General features: G+C 72.2%; 25 protein-coding genes and 2 tRNA genes. 12 read left to right on the forward strand and 15 right to left on the reverse strand.

Annotated features, from left to right (window positions below; genetic code table 11):
• The first annotated feature begins 2 nt into the window (after window positions 1-2).
• The 4 genes from tdh to ABZ624_RS06215 all read left to right on the forward strand — a co-directional run bounded on the left by tdh (window position 3) and on the right by ABZ624_RS06215 (window position 3709).
• Complete coding sequence (gene tdh / locus ABZ624_RS06200) at window positions 3-1031, forward strand: L-threonine 3-dehydrogenase (protein WP_360083103.1); 1029 nt, start codon at window positions 3-5, stop codon at window positions 1029-1031.
• Between the two features lie 77 nt (window positions 1032-1108).
• Window positions 1109-2302: a glycine C-acetyltransferase gene (locus tag ABZ624_RS06205; protein ID WP_360083105.1), complete on the forward strand. Its 1194-nt coding sequence runs from the start codon at window positions 1109-1111 to the stop codon at window positions 2300-2302.
• 31 nt (window positions 2303-2333) lie between these two features.
• A complete protein-coding gene (locus ABZ624_RS06210; protein ID WP_360083107.1) occupies window positions 2334-3239 on the forward strand; it encodes a LysR family transcriptional regulator in 906 nt (301 codons plus the stop codon).
• Between the two features lie 110 nt (window positions 3240-3349).
• Entirely contained in the window at window positions 3350-3709 is a 360-nt protein-coding gene (locus ABZ624_RS06215; RefSeq protein WP_360083109.1) for an MmcQ/YjbR family DNA-binding protein, read from the forward strand.
• A 69-nt stretch (window positions 3710-3778) separates the two neighbouring features.
• On the opposite strand, the gene ABZ624_RS06220 is transcribed toward ABZ624_RS06215, so the two are convergent.
• Together ABZ624_RS06220 and ABZ624_RS06225 are read right to left on the reverse strand one after the other, a co-directional pair.
• Window positions 3779-4681 (reverse strand): transketolase C-terminal domain-containing protein, encoded by a 903-nt coding sequence (locus tag ABZ624_RS06220; protein ID WP_360083111.1) that lies wholly within the window; start codon window positions 4679-4681, stop codon window positions 3779-3781.
• Between the two features lie 52 nt (window positions 4682-4733).
• Window positions 4734-5441, reverse strand: coding sequence for a transketolase (locus tag ABZ624_RS06225; RefSeq protein WP_360083113.1), 708 nt, complete (start codon window positions 5439-5441; stop codon window positions 4734-4736).
• A 124-nt stretch (window positions 5442-5565) separates the two neighbouring features.
• Here ABZ624_RS06225 and ABZ624_RS06230 point away from each other — a divergent pair.
• Window positions 5566-5639: transfer RNA gene (locus ABZ624_RS06230), tRNA-Pro, on the forward strand.
• Window positions 5640-5922: 283 nt separating this feature from the next.
• Here the strand turns inward: ABZ624_RS06230 and ABZ624_RS06235 are convergent.
• A complete protein-coding gene (locus tag ABZ624_RS06235; protein WP_360083115.1) occupies window positions 5923-7608 on the reverse strand; it encodes a ribonuclease J in 1686 nt (561 codons plus the stop codon).
• 312 nt (window positions 7609-7920) lie between these two features.
• On the opposite strand from ABZ624_RS06235, the gene ABZ624_RS06240 reads away from it, so the two are divergent.
• Entirely contained in the window at window positions 7921-8409 is a 489-nt protein-coding gene (locus ABZ624_RS06240) for a GNAT family N-acetyltransferase (RefSeq protein ID WP_360083117.1), read from the forward strand.
• A gap of 161 nt (window positions 8410-8570) precedes the next feature.
• Here the strand turns inward: ABZ624_RS06240 and ABZ624_RS06245 are convergent, their stop codons facing one another.
• The 5 genes from ABZ624_RS06245 to ABZ624_RS06265 form a co-directional block, all read right to left on the reverse strand.
• The gene (locus ABZ624_RS06245; protein WP_360083119.1) at window positions 8571-9368 is read right to left on the reverse strand and encodes a hypothetical protein; all 798 of its coding nucleotides are present in this window, start codon (window positions 9366-9368) and stop codon (window positions 8571-8573) included.
• 183 nt (window positions 9369-9551) lie between these two features.
• The gene (locus tag ABZ624_RS06250) at window positions 9552-10088 is read right to left on the reverse strand and encodes an NUDIX hydrolase family protein (protein WP_360083121.1); all 537 of its coding nucleotides are present in this window, start codon (window positions 10086-10088) and stop codon (window positions 9552-9554) included.
• 7 nt (window positions 10089-10095) lie between these two features.
• Window positions 10096-11277, reverse strand: coding sequence for an amidohydrolase family protein (locus ABZ624_RS06255; protein ID WP_360083123.1), 1182 nt, complete (start codon window positions 11275-11277; stop codon window positions 10096-10098).
• Window positions 11278-11279: 2 nt separating this feature from the next.
• Window positions 11280-12683 carry a glutamine synthetase family protein gene (locus tag ABZ624_RS06260; protein WP_360083125.1) on the reverse strand — a complete coding sequence of 468 codons (1404 nt, stop codon included), beginning with the start codon at window positions 12681-12683 and terminating at the stop codon, window positions 11280-11282.
• A gap of 33 nt (window positions 12684-12716) precedes the next feature.
• On the reverse strand, window positions 12717-13526 hold the full coding sequence (locus tag ABZ624_RS06265; protein ID WP_360083229.1) for an SAM-dependent methyltransferase: 810 nt from the start codon (window positions 13524-13526) through the stop codon (window positions 12717-12719).
• Between the two features lie 163 nt (window positions 13527-13689).
• Between ABZ624_RS06265 and ABZ624_RS06270 the strand changes: the two genes are divergently transcribed.
• Complete coding sequence (locus ABZ624_RS06270; protein WP_360083127.1) at window positions 13690-14544, forward strand: Cof-type HAD-IIB family hydrolase; 855 nt, start codon at window positions 13690-13692, stop codon at window positions 14542-14544.
• A 98-nt stretch (window positions 14545-14642) separates the two neighbouring features.
• Here the strand turns inward: ABZ624_RS06270 and ABZ624_RS06275 are convergent, their stop codons facing one another.
• From ABZ624_RS06275 to ABZ624_RS06290, 4 genes are all read right to left on the reverse strand, one after another.
• Window positions 14643-15290: an endonuclease gene (locus ABZ624_RS06275; RefSeq protein WP_360083129.1), complete on the reverse strand. Its 648-nt coding sequence runs from the start codon at window positions 15288-15290 to the stop codon at window positions 14643-14645.
• A 16-nt stretch (window positions 15291-15306) separates the two neighbouring features.
• Window positions 15307-15648, reverse strand: a complete 342-nt coding sequence (locus tag ABZ624_RS06280) for a DUF3140 domain-containing protein (protein WP_360083131.1) — start codon at window positions 15646-15648, stop codon at window positions 15307-15309.
• 30 nt (window positions 15649-15678) lie between these two features.
• Entirely contained in the window at window positions 15679-16170 is a 492-nt protein-coding gene (locus tag ABZ624_RS06285; protein ID WP_360083133.1) for a DNA starvation/stationary phase protection protein, read from the reverse strand.
• Between the two features lie 170 nt (window positions 16171-16340).
• Window positions 16341-17150 carry a lysophospholipase gene (locus ABZ624_RS06290; RefSeq protein ID WP_360083135.1) on the reverse strand — a complete coding sequence of 270 codons (810 nt, stop codon included), beginning with the start codon at window positions 17148-17150 and terminating at the stop codon, window positions 16341-16343.
• Between the two features lie 163 nt (window positions 17151-17313).
• On the opposite strand from ABZ624_RS06290, the gene ABZ624_RS06295 reads away from it, so the two are divergent.
• The 3 genes from ABZ624_RS06295 (at window position 17314) to ABZ624_RS06305 (ending at window position 20957) form a co-directional block, all read left to right on the forward strand.
• Window positions 17314-18501, forward strand: a complete 1188-nt coding sequence (locus ABZ624_RS06295) for an acetyl-CoA C-acyltransferase (RefSeq protein WP_360083137.1) — start codon at window positions 17314-17316, stop codon at window positions 18499-18501.
• 60 nt (window positions 18502-18561) lie between these two features.
• Window positions 18562-20076, forward strand: a complete 1515-nt coding sequence (locus ABZ624_RS06300; protein ID WP_360083139.1) for a long-chain fatty acid--CoA ligase — start codon at window positions 18562-18564, stop codon at window positions 20074-20076.
• Between the two features lie 101 nt (window positions 20077-20177).
• On the forward strand, window positions 20178-20957 hold the full coding sequence (locus tag ABZ624_RS06305) for a sulfite exporter TauE/SafE family protein (protein WP_360083141.1): 780 nt from the start codon (window positions 20178-20180) through the stop codon (window positions 20955-20957).
• Here the strand turns inward: ABZ624_RS06305 and ABZ624_RS06310 are convergent.
• Window positions 20946-21725 carry a TIGR01458 family HAD-type hydrolase gene (locus tag ABZ624_RS06310; RefSeq protein WP_360083231.1) on the reverse strand — a complete coding sequence of 260 codons (780 nt, stop codon included), beginning with the start codon at window positions 21723-21725 and terminating at the stop codon, window positions 20946-20948. The two genes, ABZ624_RS06305 and ABZ624_RS06310, sit on opposite strands and share 12 nt — an antisense overlap.
• A gap of 69 nt (window positions 21726-21794) precedes the next feature.
• Here ABZ624_RS06310 and ABZ624_RS06315 point away from each other — a divergent pair, with 69 nt between their 5' ends.
• Window positions 21795-22541: a cobalt-precorrin-6A reductase gene (locus ABZ624_RS06315; protein WP_360083143.1), complete on the forward strand. Its 747-nt coding sequence runs from the start codon at window positions 21795-21797 to the stop codon at window positions 22539-22541.
• A gap of 28 nt (window positions 22542-22569) precedes the next feature.
• On the opposite strand, the gene cobF is transcribed toward ABZ624_RS06315, so the two are convergent.
• Together cobF and ABZ624_RS06325 are read right to left on the reverse strand one after the other, a co-directional pair.
• Window positions 22570-23343, reverse strand: coding sequence for a precorrin-6A synthase (deacetylating) (gene cobF, locus ABZ624_RS06320; protein ID WP_360083145.1), 774 nt, complete (start codon window positions 23341-23343; stop codon window positions 22570-22572).
• Window positions 23344-23402: 59 nt separating this feature from the next.
• Window positions 23403-23909 (reverse strand): DUF309 domain-containing protein, encoded by a 507-nt coding sequence (locus ABZ624_RS06325; protein ID WP_360083147.1) that lies wholly within the window; start codon window positions 23907-23909, stop codon window positions 23403-23405.
• A 116-nt stretch (window positions 23910-24025) separates the two neighbouring features.
• Between ABZ624_RS06325 and ABZ624_RS06330 the strand changes: the two genes are divergently transcribed.
• Window positions 24026-24099: transfer RNA gene (locus ABZ624_RS06330), tRNA-Pro, on the forward strand.
• Window positions 24100-24108: the final 9 nt, after the last annotated feature.

A 24108-nucleotide genomic window follows, 5' to 3' on the forward strand; every position in this document is an offset into this window, starting at 1 on the left:
GCGTGAAGGCGCTGGTCAAGGAGAAGGCGGAGCCGGGGCTCTGGCTGACGGACGTCCCGGAGCCCGAGATCGGTCCCGGCGACGTGCTGATCAAGGTCATGCGGACCGGTATCTGCGGGACCGACCTGCACATCCGGGCCTGGGACGGCTGGGCGCAGCAGGCGATCCACACGCCGCTCGTGGTCGGGCACGAGTTCGTCGGGCAGGTCGTCGAGGTCGGGCGGGACGTGACCGACATCCGCATCGGCGACCGGGTCAGCGGCGAGGGCCATCTGGTGTGCGGCAAGTGCCGCAACTGCCTGGCCGGCCGCCGCCATCTGTGCCGGGCCACCGTCGGCCTCGGTGTCGGCCGCGACGGTGCGTTCGCCGAGTACGTCGCCCTGCCCGCGTCCAACGTGTGGGTGCACCGCATCCCCGTCGACCTCGACGTCGCCGCGATCTTCGACCCGTTCGGCAACGCCGTGCACACCGCGCTGTCGTTCCCGCTGGTCGGCGAGGACGTCCTGATCACCGGCGCCGGACCGATCGGCCTGATGGCCGCCGCCGTCGCCCGGCACGCCGGTGCCCGCAACGTCGTCGTCACCGACGTCAGCGAGGAACGCCTGGACCTGGCCCGCAAGATAGGGGCGAGCCTCGCCCTGAACGTCGCCGAGTCCAGCATCGCCGACGGGCAGCGGGAGCTGGGCCTGCGCGAGGGCTTCGACATCGGCCTGGAGATGTCCGGCCGCCCCGAGGCCATGCGGGACATGATCGCCAACATGACGCACGGCGGGCGCATCGCCATGCTCGGCCTGCCCGCCCAGGAGTTCCCGGTCGACTGGTCCCGGATCGTCACCTCGATGATCACCATCAAGGGCATCTACGGCCGCGAGATGTTCGAGACCTGGTACGCGATGTCGGTGCTCCTGGAGGGCGGCCTGGACCTCGCCCCCGTGATCACGGGCCGGTACGGCTACCGCGACTACGAGGCCGCGTTCGCGGACGCCGCGAGCGGCAAGGGCGGCAAGGTCATCCTCGACTGGACCGTGTGAGCCGCAGAACGCGCCCCTCACAGGGGCCGTGGACCGCGCACCTCCCGTCACCCGCAAGCACTTTCAGGAGAGCCCCCATGTTCGACACCGTACGCGACGACCTGCGCGCCACCCTCGACGAGATCCGGGCCGCCGGCCTGCACAAGCCCGAGCGGGTCATCGGCACCCCGCAGTCCGCGACCGTCGGCGTCACCGCCGGCGGCCGCCCCGGCGAGGTCCTCAACTTCTGCGCCAACAACTACCTCGGCCTCGCCGACCACCCCGAGGTCATCGCCGCCGCCCACGCCGCGCTCGACCGCTGGGGCTACGGCATGGCCTCGGTCCGCTTCATCTGCGGCACCCAGGAGGTGCACAAGGAGCTGGAGGCCCGCCTCTCGGCCTTCCTCGGCCAGGAGGACACGATCCTGTACTCCTCCTGCTTCGACGCCAACGGCGGTGTCTTCGAGACCCTGCTCGGCGAACAGGACGCGGTGATCTCCGACGCCCTCAACCACGCCTCCATCATCGACGGCATCCGTCTGTCCAAGGCCCGCCGCTTCCGCTACGCCAACCGCGACCTCGCCGACCTGGAGGCCAAGCTCAAGGAGGCGTCCGACGCCCGGCGCCGCCTGATCGTGACCGACGGCGTCTTCTCCATGGACGGCTATGTCGCGCCCCTGAGCGAGATCTGCGACCTCGCCGACCGCTACGACGCGATGGTCATGGTCGACGACTCGCACGCCGTCGGCTTCGTCGGCCCGACCGGCCGCGGCACCCCCGAGCTGCACGGCGTCATGGACCGCGTCGACATCGTCACCGGCACCCTCGGCAAGGCCCTCGGCGGCGCCTCCGGCGGCTATGTGGCCGCCCGCGCCGAGATCGTCGCCCTGCTGCGCCAGCGCTCCCGGCCGTACCTGTTCTCCAACACCCTCGCCCCGGTGATCGCCGCGGCCTCCCTGAAGGTCCTCGACCTGCTGGAGTCCGCCGACGACCTGCGGGTCCGGCTCGCCGAGAACACCGCCCTGTTCCGCCGCCGGATGACCGAGGAGGGCTTCGACATCCTCCGCGGCGACCACGCCATCGCCCCGGTGATGATCGGCGACGCGGCGCAGGCGGCCCGTATGGCCGAGCTGCTGCTGGAGCGGGGCGTGTACGTGATCGGCTTCTCCTACCCGGTCGTCCCGCAGGGCCAGGCCCGCATCCGCGTCCAGCTGTCCGCCGCGCACTCCACGGACGACGTCAACCGCGCGGTCGACGCGTTCGTCGCGGCGCGCGCCGAACTGGAGGCCTGACCAGGGCGGACGCCCTGGGATAATGGAGGGCATGATCGAAGCACGGCGGCTCCACATCCTTCGTGCGGTGGCCGACCACCGCACGGTCACCGCGGCGGCCGCCGCGCTCTATCTCACCCCCTCGGCCGTCTCCCAGCAGCTGACCGCACTGGAGCAGGAGACCGGCCACCGGCTGGTCGAGCGCGGCGCCAAGGGCGTACGGCTCACCCCGGCCGGCGAGATCCTGCTCAGCCACACCAACGCCGTCCTCGCCCAGCTGGAGCGGGCCGAGGCGGAGCTGGCGGCCTACGGCTCGGGCGAGGCGGGCACGGTCACCGTCGCCGCCTTCGCCACCGGTATCGCCCAGGTCGTAGCCCCGGCCGTGGCCCGGCTGGCGCACACCGCGCCCGGCATCCGCATCCGCGTCCAGGACGCCGAGGGCGACGCGAGCCTGCCCATGGTGCTGGACCGGCAGGTCGATGTGGCGGTCGCCGTGGAGTACCGCGGCGCACCGCCCGCCGACGACCCCCGGCTCGCCCATGTCCCGCTGTACGCCGAGCCGTTCGACGCGGTTGTACCCCTCGGCCACCGCCTCGCGGACGCCGTCGAGATCCCCCTCGCCGAGCTGGCCAAGGACCCCTGGATCGGCCCGTACCCCGGCAATCCCTGCCACGACGTCGTCGTCCTCGCCTGCGAGCACGCCGGCTTCCAGCCCCGTCTTGAGCACTCCTCCGACGACTTCCGCGCCGTCGTGGCCCTCGCCTCGGCCGACGTGGGCGTGGCCCTCGTACCGCGCTCCGCCCTGAACGGCATGGACCTCACCGGTGTCGTCGTACGCCCCGTCGACGGCGTGGCGCCGACCCGCCGCGTGTTCGCCGCCGTACGGCGTGGCGCCGAGGGGCATCCGCTGATCCGGCCGGTGCTGGAGGCGCTGGGGCGGGCGGCGCAGGAGGCGTGAGGTTACCGCCCGACTGCGCGGCGAGCCCTGCGGGCGAGTTAGGGCCCACCATGCTCTCCTGCAAGCGGCTCGGAGGGTGACTGTCAGTGGGAGGAGCTACGGTGCGTTGCATGCCGGACGCACGAGACGTACGCCGTATCGCCCTGTCCCTGCCGGACACCACGGAGAAGGTCGCCTGGAGCATGCCCACGTTCCGGGTCGCCGGGAAGATGTTCGCGACGCTGCCCGAGGACGAGACGTCCCTCGCCGTGCGCTGCCCCAAGGAGGAGCGCGACGAGTTGGTGCTGGCCGAGCCGGAGAAGTTCTGGATCGCCGACCACGAGGTCCAGTTCGCCTGGGTCAGAGCGAGACTCGCCGCGCTGGAGGACGAGGACGAGCTGCGCGACATCCTCGCCGACTCCTGGCGGCAGGCCGCCCCGCCCCGACTCCTAGACACCCACCCCGGGTTGGGGCTGCCGCGAGGGAAGTGAGATCCCCGGTGCGCGGGGTGGGGCCGCTCGCCCCCGCCGGCGGGATGCTTCCCCCAGAGGGGGCCCCGGCTAGGCGGGCCGCACGAACTGCCTGATCCGCTCCCGCAGGCTCGCCGGGTCCAGGCCGTGTGCGGCCACGTGCTCCTCGATGGTGCCGTAGCGGCGCAGCTCGCGGCGGCCGACGCCGAGGCCCAGCACCCGGTGCGGCACGTCGGACAGTGCCTCGCTCACCGCGGCCGTCGACGTCCCCGCGAGATACGGCTCGACCAGCACGACATCGGTACCCGCCGCCTCCGTCGCGCGGCGCAGCCCCGCGCCGTCGAAAGGCCGTACCGTCGTCGCGTACAGGACGGTGATGTCCAGGCCCTCGGTCGCGGCGAGGACCGAGTCCAGCACCGGGCCCACGGCGACGACCACCCCGCGGCGGCCCTCGCGGACCGTCACGACGTGCTTGCCATCGGTCTCCTGGGCCTGCCGGTTGGCCTGCACGGAGAGTCGTACGTACACCTTGTCGTCGCCCGCGGCGACCGCGTGGCGCAGCAGCGTCTCGGCCTCGTCGGGATGCCCGGGCACATGCACGGTCCAGCCGTCCAGTGTGTCGAGCAGTGCCACATCACCGGGGGCCATGTGCGTGAAGCCGCCGGCCGGCCAGTCGAAGGAGGCGGCGGCGCTCACCAGCACCGCTCCGGTGTCCTGGTGTCCCAGATCCAGCTTGATCTGCTCGAACGGCCGCTCCACGAGGAAGCTGGCGAACGTGTGCACGACCGGCCGCAGCCCGGTGAGCGCCAGCCCCGCCGCCGCCCCGACCAGGAGCTGTTCGCGGATGCCGACGTTGATCACCCGGTCGGGATGCCGGGCCATGGCCTCGCGGAATCCGTCCTTGCCGATCTCGGCGAGGACCACCGCGACCCGGGGGTCCTCGTCCAGCAGCCGGGAGACGACGGGGGCGAAACGGTCACGCATGGTGTCCATGAAAGGGTGGCCTTTCGGGAGAGCAGGTAAGGATCAGCTCGACGACGGAGTGTCAGGCGTTCTTCGGTTCCACGCGGGCCACGACCACGTGCGGCCGCCCGGGGTGCGGTGCGGTGAACGCGGCGTACAGGGCCTCGTGATCGCGCCCGTCGACGCTCACCGCGGACCAGCCCGCGGCCTCGAAGCGGGCGACGATGCCGCCGGGGCGGGAATGGCTGGCGGAGGAGTTGTCGACCACCACGGTGTGCAGCCGCTCCAGGCCGGCGGGCCCGGCGAAGGCGATCGCCTCGTGATTGCTGCCCTCGTCCAGCTCGGCGTCCCCGATCAGCACCCACACCGCGGGATCGTGCAGCCCCTGCGCCCGCAGACCCAGCGCGCTGCCCACGGCGATCGGCAGCCCGTGCCCGAGCGACCCGCTGCCGATCTCGGCTCCCGGCACCAGCACCCGGTCCGGGTGGTGCCCGAGCGGGGAGTCGTACGACCCGAATCCGGGCAGCCACTCGACGGGCACGAAGCCCTTCGCGGCCAGCACCGCGTAGTACGCCATGGGCCCGTGCCCCTTGCTCAGCAGGAACCGGTCCCGGGCCGGGTCCTCCCGCCGCTCCGGCGCGACCCGGAGCACCTGGTCGTAGAGCACCCACAGCACATCGAGCGTGGAGGTGGCCGCCGGGCCGTGCTTCTCGTCGCCCGTCATGAGACTCATCAGGCCGGGCAGGTCGTCGTAGCCGTATGTGCGGCTGTGGTCGGCTGTGATCGTCATGCCGTGATCGTGCAACCTCAACCGAGCTTGAGGTCAACCGGGAAAGCGGTGCGCGACCACCGACCCGAGTGCGGTATTGTTTCCCTGCGCGTTTCGACCGGGGAAACCCCAGGTCAAACGGCATCGGGACGTGGCGCAGCTTGGTAGCGCACTTGACTGGGGGTCAAGGGGTCGCAGGTTCAAATCCTGTCGTCCCGACTTTGCGAAGTCGCAGGTCATGGGCCATTTCAGAGAGAATCTGGAGTGGCCTTTGATCATTTTTGGGCACCGGTTGGGGACCAGTCCGCTTGAACTGGTCCCGCTGCCGCAGCCGCAGCCGTCCAAGCCACAGCCCGTCTCCGTCACCAGCGCCGCCGCGCGGGCTCCCACCTGAACCGGGCGTTCATCCCGGCGTCGGAGTGAGCGTCCGGATGCGAGACAACGCGACCTCGGTGGTGGCGGGGCCGCGGCCGGGACGGGGACCGTGCTGTCGGGCTGTGGCTCAGGCGTCGATGATGACGGGGATGATGAGGGGCTTGCGGCGGTGGGTGCGGAACGCCCAGTTCGCCACGGCGCGGGCGAGGAGTTGTTCGAGTTGGTGCGCGTCCCCGACGCCTTCCTCGGCCGCGGTGGCCAGGGTCTTCTCGATGACGGGGATGACCGGCTCGAAGGTGGCGTCGTCGTGGACGAAGCCCCGGGCCAGGAAGTCGGGGGCCTCGGCGAGGGCGCCGGTGTCCGCGTCGACGATCGCCACCACCGTGACCACGCCTTCGGCGGCGAGGGTGAGGCGGTCCTTGAGGGACGCTTCGGTGGCGCCGCCGACTTCCATGCCGTCCACGTAGACGTTGCCGGCGGGGACTTTGCCGGTGATGGACGCGCGCCCGTCGACCAGGTCGACGACGACGCCGTCCTCGGCGATGACGACCCGCTCGGGGTCGACACCGGTGCGGATGGCGAGGTCGCCGTTGGCCCGCAGGTGGCGCCATTCACCGTGCACGGGCATGACGTTGCGGGGCTTGACGATGTTGTAGCAGTAGACGAGTTCGCCGGCGCTGGCGTGCCCGGAGACGTGCACCTTGGCGTTGCCCTTGTGGACCACGTGGGCGCCCCACCGGGTGAGTCCGTTGATCACCCGGTAGATGGCGTTCTCGTTGCCGGGGATGAGGGAGCTGGCGAGCAGGACGGTGTCGCCCTTCCCGATGCGGATCATGTGGTCGCGGTTGGCCATCCGTGACAGCGCGGCCATCGGTTCGCCCTGTGAGCCGGTGCACACCAGAGTGATCTTGTGGTCCGGGAGCTTCTCCAGCTCCTTCGTGCTCACCACCAGACCGGAGGGGACCTTCAGATAGCCCAGGTCACGGGCGATGCCCATATTGCGGACCATCGACCGGCCGACGAAGGCGACCTTGCGGCCGTGCTGGTGGGCGGCGTCCAGGACCTGCTGGATGCGGTGCACATGGCTGGCGAAGCTGGAGACGATGACCCGGCGCGGCGCGGTGCGCATCACCTGCTCGATCGCCGGGTTCAGCTCACGCTCGGAGGTGGTGAAGCCGGGTACTTCGGCGTTGGTGGAGTCGGTGAGGAACAGGTCCACGCCCTCCTCGCCGAGGCGGGCGAAGGCGCGCAGATCGGTGATGCGGTCGTCGAGAGGGAACTGGTCCATCTTGAAGTCGCCGGTGTGCAGCACCATCCCGGCGCCGGTACGGATCGCGACCGCCAGGCTGTCGGGGATGGAGTGGTTGACCGCCACGAACTCGCAGTCGAAGGGCCCGAAGCCGCGCCGGTCGCCCTCCCGCACCCGCACCGTGCGCGGCCGGATGCCGTGTTCCTTGAGCTTGGCCTCCAGGAACGCCAGCGTGAGTTTGGAGCCGACGAGGGGAATGTCGGACCGCTCGCGCAGCAGGTACGGCACGCCGCCGATGTGGTCCTCGTGGCCGTGGGTGAGTACCACGGCCACGATGTCGTCCAGCCGGTCCCGGATCGAGGTGAAGTCCGGCAGGATCACGTCCACGCCGGGCTGGGTCTCCTCGGGGAACAGCACGCCGCAGTCGACGATGAGCAGCTTGCCCGCGTGCTCGAAGACGGTCATGTTGCGGCCGATCTCACCCAGGCCGCCCAGGGCGATGACCCGCAGCCCTCCTTCGGCAAGGGGCGGGGCGGCTTTCAGTTCGGGGTGCGGATGACTCATACCCTGACGGTACCCGGAGAGCGGGACAGGGTGATCCATTGCCTGTGATCTCCTTCCCCGACGGAGCACGGCTTCCCCGACGGAGCACGGCGCCCGCAGTGGGTGCCTCGGCACGATCGGATCACGCCGGCGGCCGGAGCAGGGGGTGGTGAAAGCGGTACCACCTTCCCTGGCCGAACCGTTCGCCCGGTGCTGGAGAAGATCTCGTGCACCCTGTCGTGTCTTCCGGCGTTCGCTGCCTCGTGCAGTGACGCCTGCCCGAGCAGCCGACCCGCCGCACGAAGGCACTCCCCGGTGCGAAATACTCTCCCGATGAGTTCACGCACTTCCCCGATCAGCCAGCCGGTCATGATACGGAGGGCTGTCGCGCGGGATGCCAAACGGCTCACGAGGCTCGTGCGTGGTTCAGGCGCCTACGAGGGCAAGTACGCATCCGCAGTCGCGGGCTACCGGGTCGGTCCTGACTACATCGAGGCCCACCGCGCCTTTGTGGCCGTCGGCGCCGGCGAGCACGGAGGCCGGGTCCTCGGGTTCTACTCGCTCGTCCTCGCTCCACCGGAGCTCGACCTGCTGTTCGTCGCCGACGAAGTGCAGGGGCGGGGTATTGGACGGCTCCTCGTCGCGCACATGCAGTCCGAGGCCCGTGCCGCCGGGATCGACCGTCTCAAGGTCGTGTCGCACCTTCCCGCCGAGGACTTCTACCACCGCGTTGGTGCGGTGCGGACCGGGACCGCGTTCGCGAACCCGCCCGCCGTGCCGTGGGACCGCCCCGAATTCGAGTTTCGCATTCCTCCAGGATGACGCGGTGCAGGTGCCCCACACTCCTGGGGATCAAGGGGCCGCAGATTCACTTCCTGTCGTCCCGACCCGCGCCGCCGCATGGCATGAGGGAACCCCTCGACCCTCACTCCGGAGGGCCAAGGGGCCGGGGGTTCAGGTCCCGTCGGACGCGGGATGCGGGATCAGGCGGTGGGCTCGGTGTCCCGGTGGGACACCGCCAGGTAGGCCACGAAGGCCACGATCGCCACCGTCCAGGACAGGGTGACCGGGCCCAGACCCCAGGCAAGGCCGCCGCGCCTGGCCGGCAGGGCCATCCAGTCGGCGAGGGAGGCGCCGAGCGGGCGGGTGAGGACGTACGCCGACCAGAACGCGGCCACCGCACCCAGCAGTCCGGCACGGTGGGCGAGTGCCGGAACGCAGATCGCCACGGCGAACAGGACGACCGAGCCGGCGTAGCCAAGGCCGATCGTCGCGGTGAGGTCGCCCGCCGCCGTGCCCAGCGCGAACGTGGCGAGGACGGCCGCCCAGTAGAAGAACTCGCGGCGCCGGGTGCGGATGGAATGGATGGACAGGGTGCGCTCGGACTTGTACCAGAGCGCGAAGACGGCGGCCAGGGCCAGGAGGAACAGCGGGGTGGACAGGGTGTACGGGACGCCGAGACCGACGTGGAGCACGTCCGCGGCCATCGTGCCGAACACGCTGACCATGACGATCGCCGTCCAGTAGATCCAGGCCACATACCGGCGGACGGCGAACTGGAGGACCAGGGCCGCCGCGAAGGCGAGACCGCCGAGCCCGACCGCCGGGATCGGGCCCAGCAGATGGGCCAGGAAGTCGGAGGCGGTCTCGCCCATGCCGGTGGTGAGGACCTTGATGATCCAGAAGTAGACGGTGACCTCCGGCACCTTCGTCGCGCTCTCGCGTATGCGCGCGCGGGTGCGCCCGCGAGGCCGGTCGTCCAGGACGTGCTCTGTGCTCATGGCCCGCACCCTGGCATGTCCAACTGCCCCGTCCCCAGCCCCCTTTGCCATTGTTTTGGGGCTTCTGGTGCAGCTGTTGCCACGGGGGACCGTGAACCTGAACGCAACCTGAGCGCGCCACGGAAAGCCCTGGTCGGCGGCCCGACCGGCCTGATAGACAGGCGGGTCGGGCGGTCGGCGTCCTCAGTACACCAGGCCCACGTGGGCGAGCGCCTGCTTCAGCAGGAACCCTTGCCCGCCCGGCATCTCGCTCTGTACGGCCGGGGAGGCGGCCTCCTGCGGGCTGAACCAGACGAGGTCCAGCGCGTCCTGCCGGGGGCGGCAGTCGCCGGTGACCGGGACGATGTAGGCGAGGGACACCGCGTGCTGACGCGGATCGTGGTAGGGCGTGATGCCCGCCGTCGGGAAGTACTCCGCGACGGTGAAGGGCTGCAGCGACGCCGGGACGCGGGGCAGTGCGACCGGGCCGAGGTCCTTCTCCAGATGGCGCAGCAGGGCGTCGCGGACCCGCTCGTGGTGCAGGACCCGGCCGGAGACCAGGGTCCGGCTGACCGTCCCCTCGGGGCCCATCCGCAGCAGCAGTCCGATGCTGGTGACTTCGCCGCTGTCGTCCACGCGCACGGGCACGGCCTCGACGTACAGGATCGGCATCCGGGCCCTGGCCATTTCCAGCTCGTCGCTGGTCAGCCAGCCGGGCGTCGTCTCGGTCATGTCAGACATTGCTTGATCATACTTTCCGGGCGGGGCGTTTGCCGGGGTCACGGGCCGGAGCGTCGTCGGACACGGGCGGTCCGTAGAGGCGTCGGGCGTTGTCGCGGCCCGTCCAGGCCGCGATCCGCAGGGCGTCGGGCAGACTCAACTCGTCCGCGTCGACGCGGGCTTGGAGCAGATCGGCGAGCCCTTGGCGGAAGCACAGGGCGCCGAGGTGGTGGAATTCGGCCACTCCGTAGGCATCGGAGCTGTACAGCAGTTTGCGGAACGGGGTGATCTCCAGCGCCTCCTCCAGCACGGCCCGGCAGCGGGCCGGGCCCGTGTGGTGCAGGGCGAGGCCCACGTCCAGGTACACCCGCTCGAACACCGCGGCCAGATAGGCGGCTTGGCGGTGGTACGGCCAGCAGTGCAGCAGCAGGACCGGGACCGTGCCGGAGACCAGGCGCAGCCAGTCGGTCAGCAGGGCGGGATCGGCGTGGTGCAGCCGCAGGTCGGCGTCCCCGAAACCGGTGTGCAGCTGCAGGGGCAGGCCGAGGTCCACGGCGGTCCACAGCAGGTGCCGCACCAGGACCGGGTCGGCCAGACGCCCGCCGTCCGCGAGCCAGCGCCGGGCGGCCCCGGTCACCTCGTCGCCCGTCGGGCGTGCTGGGTCCAGTGCGAAGCCGGTGCGGTAGGCGGCCACCGACTTCACCGCGACCACGCCCGGCCGGCGTACGGCCTCCTCGGCGGCCGTACGGAAGGCGGTCGCGTACGCGTCGGGCTCGACACCCCGCGCGGCCACCGCCTCCGCCACCTGCTCCAGGCGTACGACCTCGTGGGCGGCGGCGCCGGCGGCCTCGGCCAGTGCGGCGGGCGAGGTGAGCGGGTGCGGGGCGTAGCCGGTGTCCACGAGGAACACCCCGGCCCGCGCGGCGCGCAGGAAACGCCGGTTGACCTCCTGCCAGCCCAGGGCCGAGCGGCGCGCCACGTAGTCGGCCGGCGGCGCGTGCCGGGGCAGGTCCAGCAGGGGCGCGCAGTGGCGGCGTACGGCCACGCCGACGGGGCTGTCGAAGGGCGAGACACCGGGCCAGGCCTCACCTTCGGTCAGGAGCGAGGCGAACTCCCCGGACGGGAGGTCGGCCGTCACCGCGCCGTGGCAGTGGTGGTCCACCAGCTCCAGTTCGGCGAGGGCCTCGTGGACCGGTCCCGGTGTGCCCATGGTCAGTACACCCAGCGGTAGGCCGCCGCCACCCGCGCGTCGTCCAGCCCCTCGACGGCCGCCGCCTCGCCGAGCCGTACGGCGGTCACCGCGTCCGCGAGGACCGGGCCCAGCGCGGCCCGCAGCACCGGGTCCGCCCGGAATTCCCGGGCGGCCTGCGGCAGCGACCGCGGCAGCCGCCGTACGCCGCGGGCCGCCGCCTCGTCCGGGCCGTACCGGGCCGGGTCGCCGGTGATCTCCTCCGGGAGGGCGAGGGAGGAGCCGATCCCGTCCAGGCCGGCGGCGATGACGCAGCCGAGGGCGAGATAGGGGTTGGCGGCCAGATCGACCGGTTTCACCTCCAGGTTGGCGTCCTGCGCCCCACGGCCCGCCGTGCCGGTGATCATCCGCAGCGCGGCCTCGCGGGTCTCCCGGCCCCAGGCGGTGAACACCCCGGCCCACTGCGACGGTCGAAGCCGCAGATAGCTCGCCGGGCTCGGCGCGGTGACGGCCGTCAGCGCGGGCAGGCGGGCCAGGATGCCGGCGGCGAAGGACTCCGCCTCGGGCGTCATGCCGTACCGGCGCTCCCCGCCCGCGTGCAGGTTGACCCCGTCGCGCCAGCAGGACAGGTGCAGATGGCCGCCGTTGCCGACGCCCTCCGCGGACACCGCGGGCGAGAACGAGACCCTGAGGCCGTGCCGCTGGGCGACCGCCCGGATCGTCTGTCGTACCAGCACGCTGCGGTCGGCCGCCGCCACCGGGTCCAGGGCGCCCACCGAGACCTCGAACTGCCCGGCCGCGTACTCGGGATGGAGCTGGTCGACGTCCACGTCCTGCGCGGCCAGCGCGGCCAGCAGATCGGCGGTGCAGTCGCTCAGCTCCACCTGCCGGATCCCGCCGTACGCCGGACCGGACACCGCCGGCACGAACTCCCCGGCCGGCGCCGAGCCGAACCCGACCGCCCACTCCACCTCGATCGCCGCCCTGAACGCGAGGCCGTGCCGTTCGGCGGCGCGGGCGACGATCCGGCGCAGAAAGGTCCGGGCACAGCCGGGGTGCCGCTCGCCCTCCTGGGTGATCCGGTCCACCGGAGCCCACGCCCAGCCGGGCTGCCCGGCCAGCACGACCAGCTGGTCCAGGTCCGGATAGAGCCGGAGGTCACCGTCGGGGGAGCCGAGGACGTCGGTGCTGACGATCGAGTCGCCGGCCAGGAAGGTGTCGAACACCGGGGACATGCCGACGCCCCAGGACACCGCCGCCTCCAGCCGCGCCGTGGGGATCGTCTTCACCCGGCAGACACCGGCGGTGTCCACGTAGGCCAGCACGATCCCGCGTACGTCCTTCGCGGCGAGGCGCGCGGTGAGTCCGGCGACCCGGCGCAGATCCTCCGGGCGCCCGCCGGGCACGGGGTCGGCAAGGGTGGTCATCCGTCCTCCTCTGCGGTCCGCGCGGTGCCGGTGTCAGGGTTTCACGGCCACGGCGCCGTACTGCGGCACCGCGGCGGCCTCCGCCCCGGCGCGCCACTGCGAGCAGGGCACAAGACCCGGCTCGACGAGCTCCAGACCGTCGAGGAAGCCGGCGATCTCCGCGCGGCTGCGGGCGGTGATCGGCGGGGTGGCGTTGGCGTTCCAGAACTCCATCGCGGCCCGGTTGCCCTCGCCGCCCACGTCACCGTCGTAGGTCGGGTGGGTGAGGACCAGGTGACTGCCCGGGGGCAGCGTCGCCATGAGCCGCCGCACGATGTCCCGGGCCTCGCCGGTGTCCAGGACGAAGTTCAGGATGCCGAGCATCATCAGCGCGACCGGCCGGGTCAGGTCCAGGGTGTCGGCGGCGCGCTGCAGGATGCCGTCCGGGTCCTGGACGTCGGCGTCGACGTAGTCCGTGGCGCCCTCGGCGGAGCTGGTGAGCAGTGAGCGGGCGTGCACGAGCACGATCGGGTCGTTGTCGACGTACACGATCCGGGACTCGGGGGCGATCCGCTGCGCGATCTCGTGGGTGTTCTCCACGGTCGGCAGTCCGGTGCCGACGTCCAGGAACTGCCGTGTCCCGCGCTCGGCCGCGAGGAACCGCACCGCCCTGGCCAGGAACTCCCGGTCCGCGCGGGCCACCTCCCGGATCACCGGGAACATCCCGGCGACGTGCTCACCGACCCGCTGGTCGACCTCGTAGTTGTCCTTGCCGCCGATCCAGTAGTTCCACACCCGGGCGTTGTGCGCCACAGAGGTGTTCAGCTTGCCCGGCCCGGCCGCCGTGGAGTGGCCCTCGGTCACGTAGCCGCCCTTCTCCGGTTCTCGGTGCTCCGCCGTCATTCTGCCGCCCGTCGATCGCGCTGTCCCGGGAAACGCGCACCCCGGGCGGTTCGGGGCGGCTGAGGGGAGCCGTGGCGCATGAGGAACACTGGACCGGTACGCCGTCCCCGACCGGAAGCAGGACATGCCCGCCACGCCCGCGCCCCTCCTGAACGTCCCCGGCCTGCCCGCAGGCCCCGCCGACATCCGGCTGATCGTCACCGACATGGACGGCACGCTGCTGGACGACACCAAGCGGATCCCCGACGGACTGCGGCCGATGCTCGCCGAACTGCGCCGGCGCGGAGTGCTGTTCAGCCCGGCGAGCGGCCGCCAGTACGCCACGCTGGTGCGGGAGTTCGCGGATGTCGCCGAAGGCATGGTGTTCATCGCCGAGAACGGCACCTACGTGGTCCGCGACGGCGTGGAGCTGAGCTCCGACACCATGGACAGGTCCGTCGCCGCGGGGGTGGCCCGTACGGTACGGCGGCTGGTCGCCGACGGCGTGGACGTCGGCGCCGTGGTGTGCGGCAAGCGGGCGGCGTACGTCGAGCGGACCGACGAGGCGTTCCTGGCCGAGGTGCGCAAGTACTACGTCGAGCACCGGATCGTCGAGGACGTCACCGCCGTCGACGACGAGGTGATCAAGGTGGCGCTGTTCGACTTCGGGTCCGCCGAGCACTCCACCGCCCCGGCGCTCGCCGGGTTCGCCGCCACCCACCAGGTCGTGGTCTCCGCCGAGCACTGGGTGGACGTCATGAACCGCACCGCCGACAAGGGCACCGCGCTGCGCGGCCTGCAGCGGACCCTCGGCATCACGCCCGCGCAGACCATGGTCTTCGGTGACTACCTCAACGACCTGGAGATGCTGGACGCCGCCGAGTGGTCGTTCGCCATGGCCAACGCCCATCCGGAGGTGGTCCGCAGGGCCCGCCACCTCGCGCCGTCCAACAACGACAACGGGGTGCTGCGGACCATCTCCCGCGTCCTCGGCCTGTAGCGGCCTTCAGCGCGGCGCCGGACGCTGCGCGGCCGACCCGGTCGTCCGCCTGTACTGCTTTGCCTTCGCTCCCAGATGCGAGGAGCAGTCCGGCACGGTCATCCGGCGCGGCGCAGACAGTCCTCGGCCACCTCCTTGTCGAGTGCGGCACGCACCAACGCGGCGGCCAGGACGGCCGGTTCGGTGTCCTTGGCCAGCTTCGTCAGCTTCTCCGGGTCCTTCGGCAGCCCGAGCCGCCGCGCTCCGTCGAGGGCCTTGCCGTCGATGTAGGGCGCGATCTCGGGCCACACGCGCTGGGCCTCACGCAGGAAGATGTCGGCGCCGGCCGGACCGACCCCCGGTTCCTCCTGGAGCAGCCGCCTGAGTTCGCCGGTGTCGCCGTGCGCCTCCTCGTGCAGCCGGCGCAGGTCTCCGGCCCAGCGGTCCAGCAACAGCTCGGCGCCGTCGCCGAGTTGGGTGGCGGTGCGCTCGTCGTAGCGCCGGTAGCCGCCGCGGCCGAGCGCGTCCACGCGTTGCTGCCAGTCGGCGTCGGCCATGCGGCGCGGGCTGTCCAGGTGGTCCTCGTGCAGGGCCTGCGCGGCGGCCACCGCGACCGAGGCGCGGATCCGGGCGCTGAGCAGCAGGGCCAGCACCAGCAGCCGGTACAGCGGCTGCGGGGTGTCCTTCAGCCTGATGCCCGCCTCCTCGGCGTACGTCCGCCCATGCGCGGACACCAGCTCGCGCAGGACCCGTTCGTCGCGGTTCATGACCAGGGCCTTTGGCCTACGGCTTGAGCGGGTCGTGGCCCATGGTCATCAGGCGGTGGCGGCGGGCGTCGTCCGCTGCCGTCTCCCGTTCCGGTTCGTCCTCCAGGTCCACGAGGTCCCCGACCGTGTCGACGACCTTGTGCATCACGCGGATGTCGTCGTCGGTGAGGTCGGTGCGGCGTTTCTGGAGGATGGCGAGGACATGCTGCCCGGTGGGCGTGCCCGCCTCCTCGGGCAGGGGCTCCGCCTCCTCGTCGGCGTCGCGGACCCGCAGCCAGGCCGCGAGCTCGGCGGAGGTCATGTTCACCACGCGGTGGAAGTCCTGCCACAGCGCTTCGGTTTCGAGGGCGTCGGCCATGGTTTTCCCCTTCCGTGCGGGGGTGTCGTGCTAGCTGGGGACGTTCTCGCGCGGGTGGTTCTCGGCCTCGAACATCCAGCGCTGCTTCTCCAGGTCGGCCGTGACGGAGATCAGCAGGTCCTGGGTGACCGGGTCCGGCTTCTCCGTCGCCGCGATCCGCTCGCGCAGCCGGCCGACGGCCGCCTCCAGCGCGGACACCATCAGCTCCACCACCTCGGTGTCGCGCAGCCAGCCGTCCTTGGTGCCGGGCAGCGCGAAGGCCGCGGCGACGGTCTCGGGCCGGCCGTCCGGGGGAAGGCCCAGCGCGGCGGCGCGTTCGGCGACCGTGTCGGAGTGGGCACGCGCCGTTGCGACCACCTCGTCGAGCTGGAGGTGGATCGACCGGAACCGCGGACCCACGACGTTCCAGTGCGCCTGCTTCCCGATCAGCGACAGGCCGAGCAGGTCCACCAGGGTCTCCTGCAGAGCGGTCCCGGTGATACCGAGCGCCTCCTCGGGCAGCGTGCTCTTCACCACGGTCATGTGTGTCCGTCCCCTTTCGTTGCGTCGTCCGGAGCCGCGTAGGTCCGGAGCCGCGTAGGTCCGGAGCCGCGTCGGCCCGGAGCCGCGTCGGTCCGAAGTCGCATGTGTCCGGAGTCGCGTCTGTCCGACGGGGCGGGTGCCCAGCGCCCAGAGGGGTGAAACGGGCCCGCTCAGCGGGGGAGTGCCGCGTCCAGGAAGCGGATCACCTCCGCGAAGGCCTCCTTCCTGCCGAGCTCGTGGAACACCTCGTGCCGTGCCCCGGGGAAGATCCGCTCGGTCAGCCGGCCGCCGGCGAGCCGCTGCACGCCGATCCGGCTGCCGGGCAGCGGCACCAGCCGGTCGTCGTCCCCGTGCAGCCACAGCAGCGGCAGGCCGCCCACGTTCCCGCCCCGGTCGACGGCCTCCAGGGTCCGGGTGAACGCCTCCAGCGTCGGCCGCTTCATCGGCCCGTGCCACACCAGCGGATCGGCGGCGTAGGCGGCGCCGACGGCCGGGTCCCGGGAGAGCGCGGCCGGGCTGACCGGGGTGTCCGGGATCTCAGGAAGGGCCAGCAGCCGCCCCGGCAGCTCCCAGGCGCCGATCACCGGCCCCGACAGGACCAGCGCGCTCAGTTCGCCGCCGTACCGCTGGGCGTAGCGGGCGGCGATCAGTCCGCCCATGGAGTGGCCGACCAGGACGAGCGGCAGCCCGGGGTGCGCGGCCCGGGCGAGGTCCGCCACCGCGTGCACATCGGTGACCACGTCCTCGAAGTCCTCGATCAGCACCCGTTCCCCGGCCGACCTGCCGTGGCCGACGTGATCGGGCCCGTACACGGCCGCCCCGTGCCCGGTGAGGACGGTGGCCGGCTCGTCGTACCGGCCCGCATGCTCGCCGTACCCGTGCACGATCAGGGCCAGGTACCTCGGCGCCGGGTGCGGCCACTCGCGTACGGCGACGGGGCCGCGGGTGCCGTCGAGGGTGTGCTCGCGGACGTGGGGCATGTCTCCTCCGGCTCTCCTCCGCCGACTCGGTGAAGGTCCCGGGAGATCTTCCCAGCGGGCCGGTCGGAGGTCTATAGTCCAAAACTAGCAGTGCTAATTAAGTGTCCCGTGTGGTCGCTGGTCCACAGCGTCGTGGATCAGTCGTAGGTCAGGAGTCCAAGCCGTGCGTCCCGTCCACTTCGCGGCCGCCCGCCGCACCCCCATCGGCAAGCTCCGCGGAGCCCTCTCCGCCGTACGCCCCGACGACCTGGCAGCCGGCGTGATCCGCCACCTGGTGGCCGAGGTGCCCGCGCTCGACCCGGCCCGGATCGACGACGTCTACTGGGGCGCGGCCAACCAGGCCGGCGAGGACAACCGCAATGTCGCCCGCATGGCCGCCCTGCTCGCCGGGCTCCCCGACTCCGTCCCCGGCGCCACCGTCAACCGGCTGTGCGCCTCCGGGCTCGAAGCGGTCACCGCCGCCGCCCGCACCATCGCCGCCGGTGAGGCCGACATCGTGATCGCGGGCGGCTCCGAGTCGATGAGCCGCGCCCCCTTCGTGCTGCCCCGCCCCGACGAGGCCCTGCCCCAGCGCATCGAGACGTACGACACCCGCCTCGGCTGGCGCCTGGTCAACCCCGCGATGAAGGAGCTGCACGGCCTGCTGTCCATGGGCGAGACCGCCGAGGAGGTCGCCGAGCGGTACGGCATCTCCCGTGAGCGGCAGGACGCCTTCGCCCTGCGCAGCCACCAACGGGCCGCCGCCGCACGCAAGAACGGCCACTTCGACGACGAACTCCTGCCCGTGGAGCGCCCGGACGGGATCGTGGTCGAGCAGGACGAGTGCGTCCGCGAGGACACCTCGCTGGAGAAGCTGGGCCGCCTCAGGCCGGTCTTCCGCCCGGGCGGCACGGTCACGGCGGGCAACGCCTCGCCGATGAACGACGGCGCGGCCGGACTGCTGCTGGTCAGCGAGGAGGCTCTGAACGAGCTGGGCCTGGAGTCCCTGGGCCGCTATGTCGCCGGCGCCTCCGCCGGCGTCCACCCCGATGTGATGGGCATCGGTCCGGTCCCCGCCACCCGCAAGGTCCTCGCCCGGGCCGGCTGGGACATCGCCGACCTGCAGGAGGCCGAGTTCAACGAGGCGTTCGCCGCCCAGGCCCTCGCCTGTGTCGACCAGCTGGGCATCGACCCGGAGCTGGTGAACCCTACCGGCGGTGCCATCGCCCTCGGCCACCCCCTCGGCTGCTCGGGCGCCCGCATCCTCACGACGCTGCTGCACCGGATGCGGCGCACGGGCGCCGGGCGGGGGCTGGCGACCATGTGCGTGGGGGTGGGGCAGGGGAGCGCGGTGCTGGTGGAGAGGCACTAGCACTGTTCCGACGGGGGATCTGGTCAGCCGAGCCGCAGCAAGGAAACGGAGCAGTACTCCATGGCAACCCTGTCCGTCGCCGCCATCCTCGCCGAGAACGCCCGCCGCCGTCCCGACAGGACCGCGCTGGTCGACGGGGACCTGCGGCTCACCTTCGCCGAGGTGTGGCGCAGGGCGCTGGCCCGGGCGGGTGCGCTCGCCGGCCTCGGCGTACGACCGGGGGACCGGGTGGCCCTCATGGCCCCCAACACCGCCGAGTTCCCGGTCGCCTACTACGCCGTCGCCGCGGCGGGCGCAGTGGTCGTCCCCGTACATCTGCTGCTGTCGGCCGGCGAGGTCGAGCACGTGCTCAAGGACAGCGGGGCGGCCGTGCTGCTGGTGCACCCGGCGCAGGAGGAGACCGGGCGGGCCGCCGCCGACGCCCTGGGCATCCGGACCGTGACCCTGGGCGAGGAGTTCGACCGGCTCGCGGCCGGCGTCGAGCCGCTGCCGTCCTACGTCACGCGCGCCGTCGACGACCCGGCGGTGATCTTCTACACGAGCGGTACGACCGGTGTCCCGAAGGGTGCCGTGCTCAGCCACTTCAACATCGTGATGAACGCGACCGTCAACGCCTTCGACGCCAACGACATCCGCGCCGACGACATCGCCCTCGGCGCGCTGCCGCTGTTCCACGCCTTCGGCCAGACGGTCTCGCTCAACTCCACCTGGCGGGCGGGCGCCACGCTCGTGCTGCTGCCCCGCTTCGACGCGGCCCGCGCCATCGAGCTGATGGTGAAGGAGGGCGTGAACACGTTCCACGGCGTGCCGACCATGTTCGTCGCCCTCGCGGCGGCGGCCCGGGACGCCGGGACGCTCCCGGAACTGCGCGTGTGCGTCTCCGGCGGCGCCTCACTGCCCGTCGCCGTTCTGGAGCGGTTCGAGACCGCCTTCGGAGCGAGGATCTACGAGGGGTACGGGCTGTCGGAGACCTCCCCGACGGCCACCGTCAACCAGCCCGACTTCGGCACCAGGTCCGGCACCATCGGCCACCCGCTGTGGGGCATCGACGTGGAGATCGCCCGCGCCGAGGCCGAGGGCCGCATCGAGCTGCTGCCGCACGGCGAGCTGGGCGAGGTCGTCATCCGCGGCCACAACGTCTTCTCCGGGTACCTGGGCCGCCCCGAAGCCACCGCCGAGGCCCTGGTCGACGGCTGGTTCCGCACCGGCGACCTCGGCAGCAAGGACGAGGACGGCTTCCTGAGGATCGTCGACCGCAAGAAGGACGTCATCATCCGCGGCGGCTACAACGTGTACCCGCGGGAGGTCGAGGAGGTTCTGCTGCGCCACCCGGGCATAGCCCAGGTCGCGGTCATCGGCCTGCCCGACGAGCTGCACGGCGAGGAGGTCTGCGCGGTCGTCGTACCGGCACCGGGCACCGGCCCCGACGCCGCCGCGATCACCGAGTGGTCCAAGGAACACCTCGGCCGGCACAAGTACCCGCGGCGTGTGGAGTTCACGGACGCGATGCCGCTCGGGCCCAGCATGAAGGTGCTCAAGCGGGAACTCCGGGCACAGTACGCGGACAAGTCATAGCGGATAGGTCATTAGCGGACAGGTCATGGCAGACGGCAGGTGTCACCTGGCGAGACGGTCCTTACGCCGGAGGGTTGTCCGGACATAGCATCGGTCCCCGCATGAACACGATGACGCTCTGGCACATATCCGGCTGGGGGTTCGCGGCGCTCGCCTGCGCGGCCCTGCTCGTCGGCTTCTCCAAGACCGCCGTGAGCGGGGCCAACACGGTGAGCCTCGCGATCTTCGCGGCGGTCCTGCCGGCCCGCGCCTCCACCGGCGTGCTGCTGCCCGTCCTGATCGCCGGTGACCTGCTCGCCGTCCTCACCTACCGGCGGCACGCCCACTGGCCCACCCTGTGGCGGCTGTTCCCGGCCGTCGCGGCCGGTGTGGTCGCCGGCACGCTGTTCCTGATGTGGGCCGACGACGGGATCGTACGGACCTCGATCGGCGCGATCCTGCTGCTGATGGCCGGTGTCACGCTGGGGCGGCGGCGCCGCGGGAGCGGCGGGGCCGGGGACGCGCCGGACACGGTGACCACCCGGGCGGGTCGCGCCAAGGCCCGCTCGTACGGCGTGCTCGGCGGGTTCACCACGATGGTCGCCAACGCGGGCGGCCCGGTGATGTCGCTGTATCTGCTGTCGGCGGGCTTCCGGAAGCTGGGCTTCCTGGGCACGTCGGCGTTCTTCTTCCTCATCGTGAACGTCTCGAAGGTGCCGTTCAGCGCGGGCCTCGGCCTGATCGACGGCCGTTCGCTGCTCCTCGACGCCGCACTCGCGGTGTTCGTCGTGCCCGGTGCGTTGTTCGGCAAGTGGGCTGTGAAAAGGATCAACCAGCGACTCTTCGAACAACTCGTGATCGCGGCGACCGTCGTGGGCGGAGTGCAACTGCTACTGCGCTAGCCCGAGCAGGGCCGGGAGGTCCGCGAAGGAGGCCAGCACGTGGTCCGGTGTGCCGCTCGCGTTCTCGTGGGTCTCCGGCTGGTACTTCCCTGTCCTGACGAGCACACCCGTGATCCCGGCCCGCTGTGCCGCGAGTACGTCCGACTCGATGTCGTCGCCCACCATCAGCGCCCGGTCCGCGCTCACCCCGAGCCCGGTCAGCGCCGTCTCGAAGAAGGCCGGGGACGGCTTGCCCGTGACCTCGGCCTTCACCCGAGCGGCCTTCTCCAGTCCCAGCAGGAACGCGCCCGAGTCCAGTTGCAGCCCCTCGTCGGTGCGCCAGTACAGGTTGCGGTGCATGGCGATCAGCCGGGCGCCCCGCTGGAGATGTCCGAAGGCCCGGTTGAGTGCCGGATAGTCGAACCCGGTCCCCGCACCGCCGAGGACGACCACGTCCGGACGCTCCTCGACGAGGGTGAGGTCACCGAGATCCTCCCCGATGTCACCGCTGTTGAGCAGGGCACAGCGGGCGCCGGGGAAGTGTTCGGCGAGGTGGGCGGCGGTGACGGCGGGCGCCGTGAGCACGTCCTGCGCACCCACCTCGAACCCGGCCCCCGACAGAGTCTCGGCGATCGACGCCCGGGTACGGGACGTCGTGTTGGTCACCAGCGCCACACCGAGCCCCGCCGCGCGGACCGCGCGCAACGCCTCCACGGCACCCGGCAGCGGCTTCCAGGAGACGGTGAGGACACCGTCGATGTCGATCAGCACGGCACGCACGGACTCCACGGATCGCATGGCTCGACGGTAGCGACCCGCACGGCGGACCGTCCCGTACGACCTCGTACCCTCACCCCTATGCCCGCGCACGTCCTGGTCCTCGGCGGCACCACCGAGGCCCGCCGCCTCGCCGCCGACCTCGCCGCCCGGCCCGGCCTCCGGGTCACCACGTCCTTGGCAGGACGCGTGGCCCGCCCGGGAGCCGTGGCCGGCGAGGTGCGGATCGGCGGCTTCGGCGGCGCGCAGGGTCTGGCCGACTGGCTGCGCGCCCACCACGTGGACGCCCTGGTCGACGCCACCCACCCCTTCGCCGAGGCCATCACGGCCCACGCGGCCCACGCGGCGGCGGCCACCGGAGTGCCGGCCGTGGTGCTGCGCCGCCCCGGCTGGCAGCCGGGCCCCGGCGACCGCTGGTACGACGTCCCGTCCCTGGCCGGGGCCGCCGAGGCGCTGCCCGGTCTCGGCCGCAGGGCGTTCCTCAGCACCGGACGCCTGGGCCTCGCCGCGTTCGCCCACCTGACCGACCTGCACTTCGTCGTACGGTCGGTCGACCCACCCGGGCCGCCCCTGCCGCCGGACACCGAAGTGGTCCTCGCCCGAGGCCCGTTCACGGTCGCCGACGAGACCGAGCTGCTGCGGGGGCACCGCATCGACGTCCTCGTGACCAAGGACAGCGGCGCTGCGGCGACGGCCGCGAAACTGACGGCAGCCCGGCGGCTCGGCCTGCCCGTGGTCGTCGTACACCGCCCTCCGCTGCCCCGGGGCGTCACGGCGGTGCCCGATGTGGCAGGCGCACTGGAGTGGCTGGGCCTCGGCCCGGCGTGACGACGAGGCAGCGGGGGGGGGGGGGACCTCAGCCGTCGCCGGGGTTCCTGCGCAGCAGGTATGTGTCCATGATCCAGCCCTTGCGTTCGCGTGCCTCCGCCCGCACCTGCTCGATGCGGGGACCGGCCTCGCCGATCGGGCCGGAGACGAGGATCTCGTCCGCGGTGCCGATGTACGCACCCCAGTAGATGTCCATGTCCTCCCCGGCGTACTGCCGGAAGGCCTGGTGGGCGTCCAGCATCACGACCACGTCGTCCACGCCCTCGGGGAAGCCCTCGGCCAGCCGCCGCCCGGTGGTGATCTGCACCGGCCGGGCCACCCGGTTCAGTCCCGTGCGATGCCGGGCGACCAGCGCGGAGACACTGCTGATGCCAGGGATGACGTCGTACGCGAACTCCACCGTGCCCCGCTCCAGCACCTCCTGCAGAATGCCGAGCGTGCTGTCGTACAACGCCGGATCGCCCCACACCAGGAAGGCGCCGGTGCCGTCCTCGCCCAGTTCCCCGGTGATCAGCCGCTCGTAGATCCCGGCCCGCGCGCTGCGCCAGTCCTCCACGGCCGGTGAGTACGCCGGCCCGCCCGCCTTCCGGTCCCGCTCCGGGTCACGGGCCTGCACCACCCGGTACGACCCCTCGGGCAGATGCGCTTCCAGCATGTCCCGGCGGAGCTGGGTGAGATCGCTCTTCACCTCGCCCTTGTCCAGCAGGAAGAACACGTCCGTGCTCCGCAGCGCCTTGACCGCCTGCAGGGTCAGCTGGTCGGGGTCGCCCGCGCCGATACCGATGACATGAATCTTTCGCACGCCCCGAGTCTGCCGCATGCCACGGACGGCGGGTGCGGCGCCTCCGCACGCCGTGCGCGTCAGGACCGGAGCCGGGGCGCCTCGGCCGTCGCGTCCACGGGGCGGCCCCCGCTCTCCACACGCGCCGCCAGTTCCCGCGCCCACCGGGCGAGCCCGGCGAGATCGATCCGGTACGGCCGGTCCTCGCCCTGTTCCCTCTCCCAGCCCTCGACCGCCCCGGCGCCCCGCCGCAGCAGTCGCGCACCGCCGACGGCGTTGCCGCGGGCCGCGTGGGTGAGCCCGACCGCCAGCTGGGCCAGGCCCCGCCACAGGGCGCGCTCCTCGTCCGGGCCCGACTTCCAGGCGTCCTCGAACACCTCGTGCGCATGGAACGGCTGGCCCGCGTCCAGCAGCTCCTGAGCCTGAGCGACCGTCTCGTCCGGCGTCCGTACGACCCCCTCCGGCTGCCGGGGGACGCCCTGCGCGCCGTAGGGCAGCGGGCGCCCGAGCCCGTCCCGGGGCCGGGCGTTGCGCGCCCGCCCCTCCACGTCCCGGTCCCTGGCATCCGATGCGCCCGCACTCGTCATACGGCCGATTGTCCCCCGCCTCCCGCCATGTCCTCCCGGGCCCTCTTCGGCACACCCCCGAAGGTGGGGTAAAGTTCTGTTCGCGCGATCACGCGGGTCACCGCGAGTGAGCGCATCGGGACGTGGCGCAGCTTGGTAGCGCACTTGACTGGGGGTCAAGGGGTCGCAGGTTCAAATCCTGTCGTCCCGACGGGAGTAA

Origin of the sequence: Streptomyces sp. NPDC007205, from assembly GCF_040634095.1 — a bacterium.
GTDB lineage: Bacteria > Actinomycetota > Actinomycetes > Streptomycetales > Streptomycetaceae > Streptomyces.

Coding starts and splice junctions, on each gene's coding strand:
- ABZ624_RS06220 (WP_360083111.1), bottom strand. CDS start 4,681: ATGGACACCATGCGTGACCGTTTCGCCCCCGTCGTCTCCCGGCTGCTG.
- ABZ624_RS06315 (WP_360083143.1), top strand. CDS start 21,795: ATGCCCGCGCACGTCCTGGTCCTCGGCGGCACCACCGAGGCCCGCCGC.
- ABZ624_RS06275 (WP_360083129.1), bottom strand. CDS start 15,290: ATGAACCGCGACGAACGGGTCCTGCGCGAGCTGGTGTCCGCGCATGGG.
- ABZ624_RS06245 (WP_360083119.1), bottom strand. CDS start 9,368: ATGAGCACAGAGCACGTCCTGGACGACCGGCCTCGCGGGCGCACCCGC.
- ABZ624_RS06285 (WP_360083133.1), bottom strand. CDS start 16,170: ATGACCGTGGTGAAGAGCACGCTGCCCGAGGAGGCGCTCGGTATCACC.
- ABZ624_RS06280 (WP_360083131.1), bottom strand. CDS start 15,648: ATGGCCGACGCCCTCGAAACCGAAGCGCTGTGGCAGGACTTCCACCGC.
- ABZ624_RS06260 (WP_360083125.1), bottom strand. CDS start 12,683: ATGACCACCCTTGCCGACCCCGTGCCCGGCGGGCGCCCGGAGGATCTG.
- ABZ624_RS06205 (WP_360083105.1), top strand. CDS start 1,109: ATGTTCGACACCGTACGCGACGACCTGCGCGCCACCCTCGACGAGATC.
- ABZ624_RS06235 (WP_360083115.1), bottom strand. CDS start 7,608: ATGAGTCATCCGCACCCCGAACTGAAAGCCGCCCCGCCCCTTGCCGAA.
- ABZ624_RS06225 (WP_360083113.1), bottom strand. CDS start 5,441: ATGACGATCACAGCCGACCACAGCCGCACATACGGCTACGACGACCTG.
- ABZ624_RS06290 (WP_360083135.1), bottom strand. CDS start 17,150: ATGCCCCACGTCCGCGAGCACACCCTCGACGGCACCCGCGGCCCCGTC.
- ABZ624_RS06305 (WP_360083141.1), top strand. CDS start 20,178: ATGAACACGATGACGCTCTGGCACATATCCGGCTGGGGGTTCGCGGCG.
- ABZ624_RS06255 (WP_360083123.1), bottom strand. CDS start 11,277: ATGGGCACACCGGGACCGGTCCACGAGGCCCTCGCCGAACTGGAGCTG.
- ABZ624_RS06215 (WP_360083109.1), top strand. CDS start 3,350: ATGCCGGACGCACGAGACGTACGCCGTATCGCCCTGTCCCTGCCGGAC.
- ABZ624_RS06325 (WP_360083147.1), bottom strand. CDS start 23,909: ATGACGAGTGCGGGCGCATCGGATGCCAGGGACCGGGACGTGGAGGGG.
- ABZ624_RS06210 (WP_360083107.1), top strand. CDS start 2,334: ATGATCGAAGCACGGCGGCTCCACATCCTTCGTGCGGTGGCCGACCAC.
- ABZ624_RS06300 (WP_360083139.1), top strand. CDS start 18,562: ATGGCAACCCTGTCCGTCGCCGCCATCCTCGCCGAGAACGCCCGCCGC.
- ABZ624_RS06250 (WP_360083121.1), bottom strand. CDS start 10,088: ATGTCTGACATGACCGAGACGACGCCCGGCTGGCTGACCAGCGACGAG.
- ABZ624_RS06270 (WP_360083127.1), top strand. CDS start 13,690: ATGCCCGCCACGCCCGCGCCCCTCCTGAACGTCCCCGGCCTGCCCGCA.
- ABZ624_RS06240 (WP_360083117.1), top strand. CDS start 7,921: ATGAGTTCACGCACTTCCCCGATCAGCCAGCCGGTCATGATACGGAGG.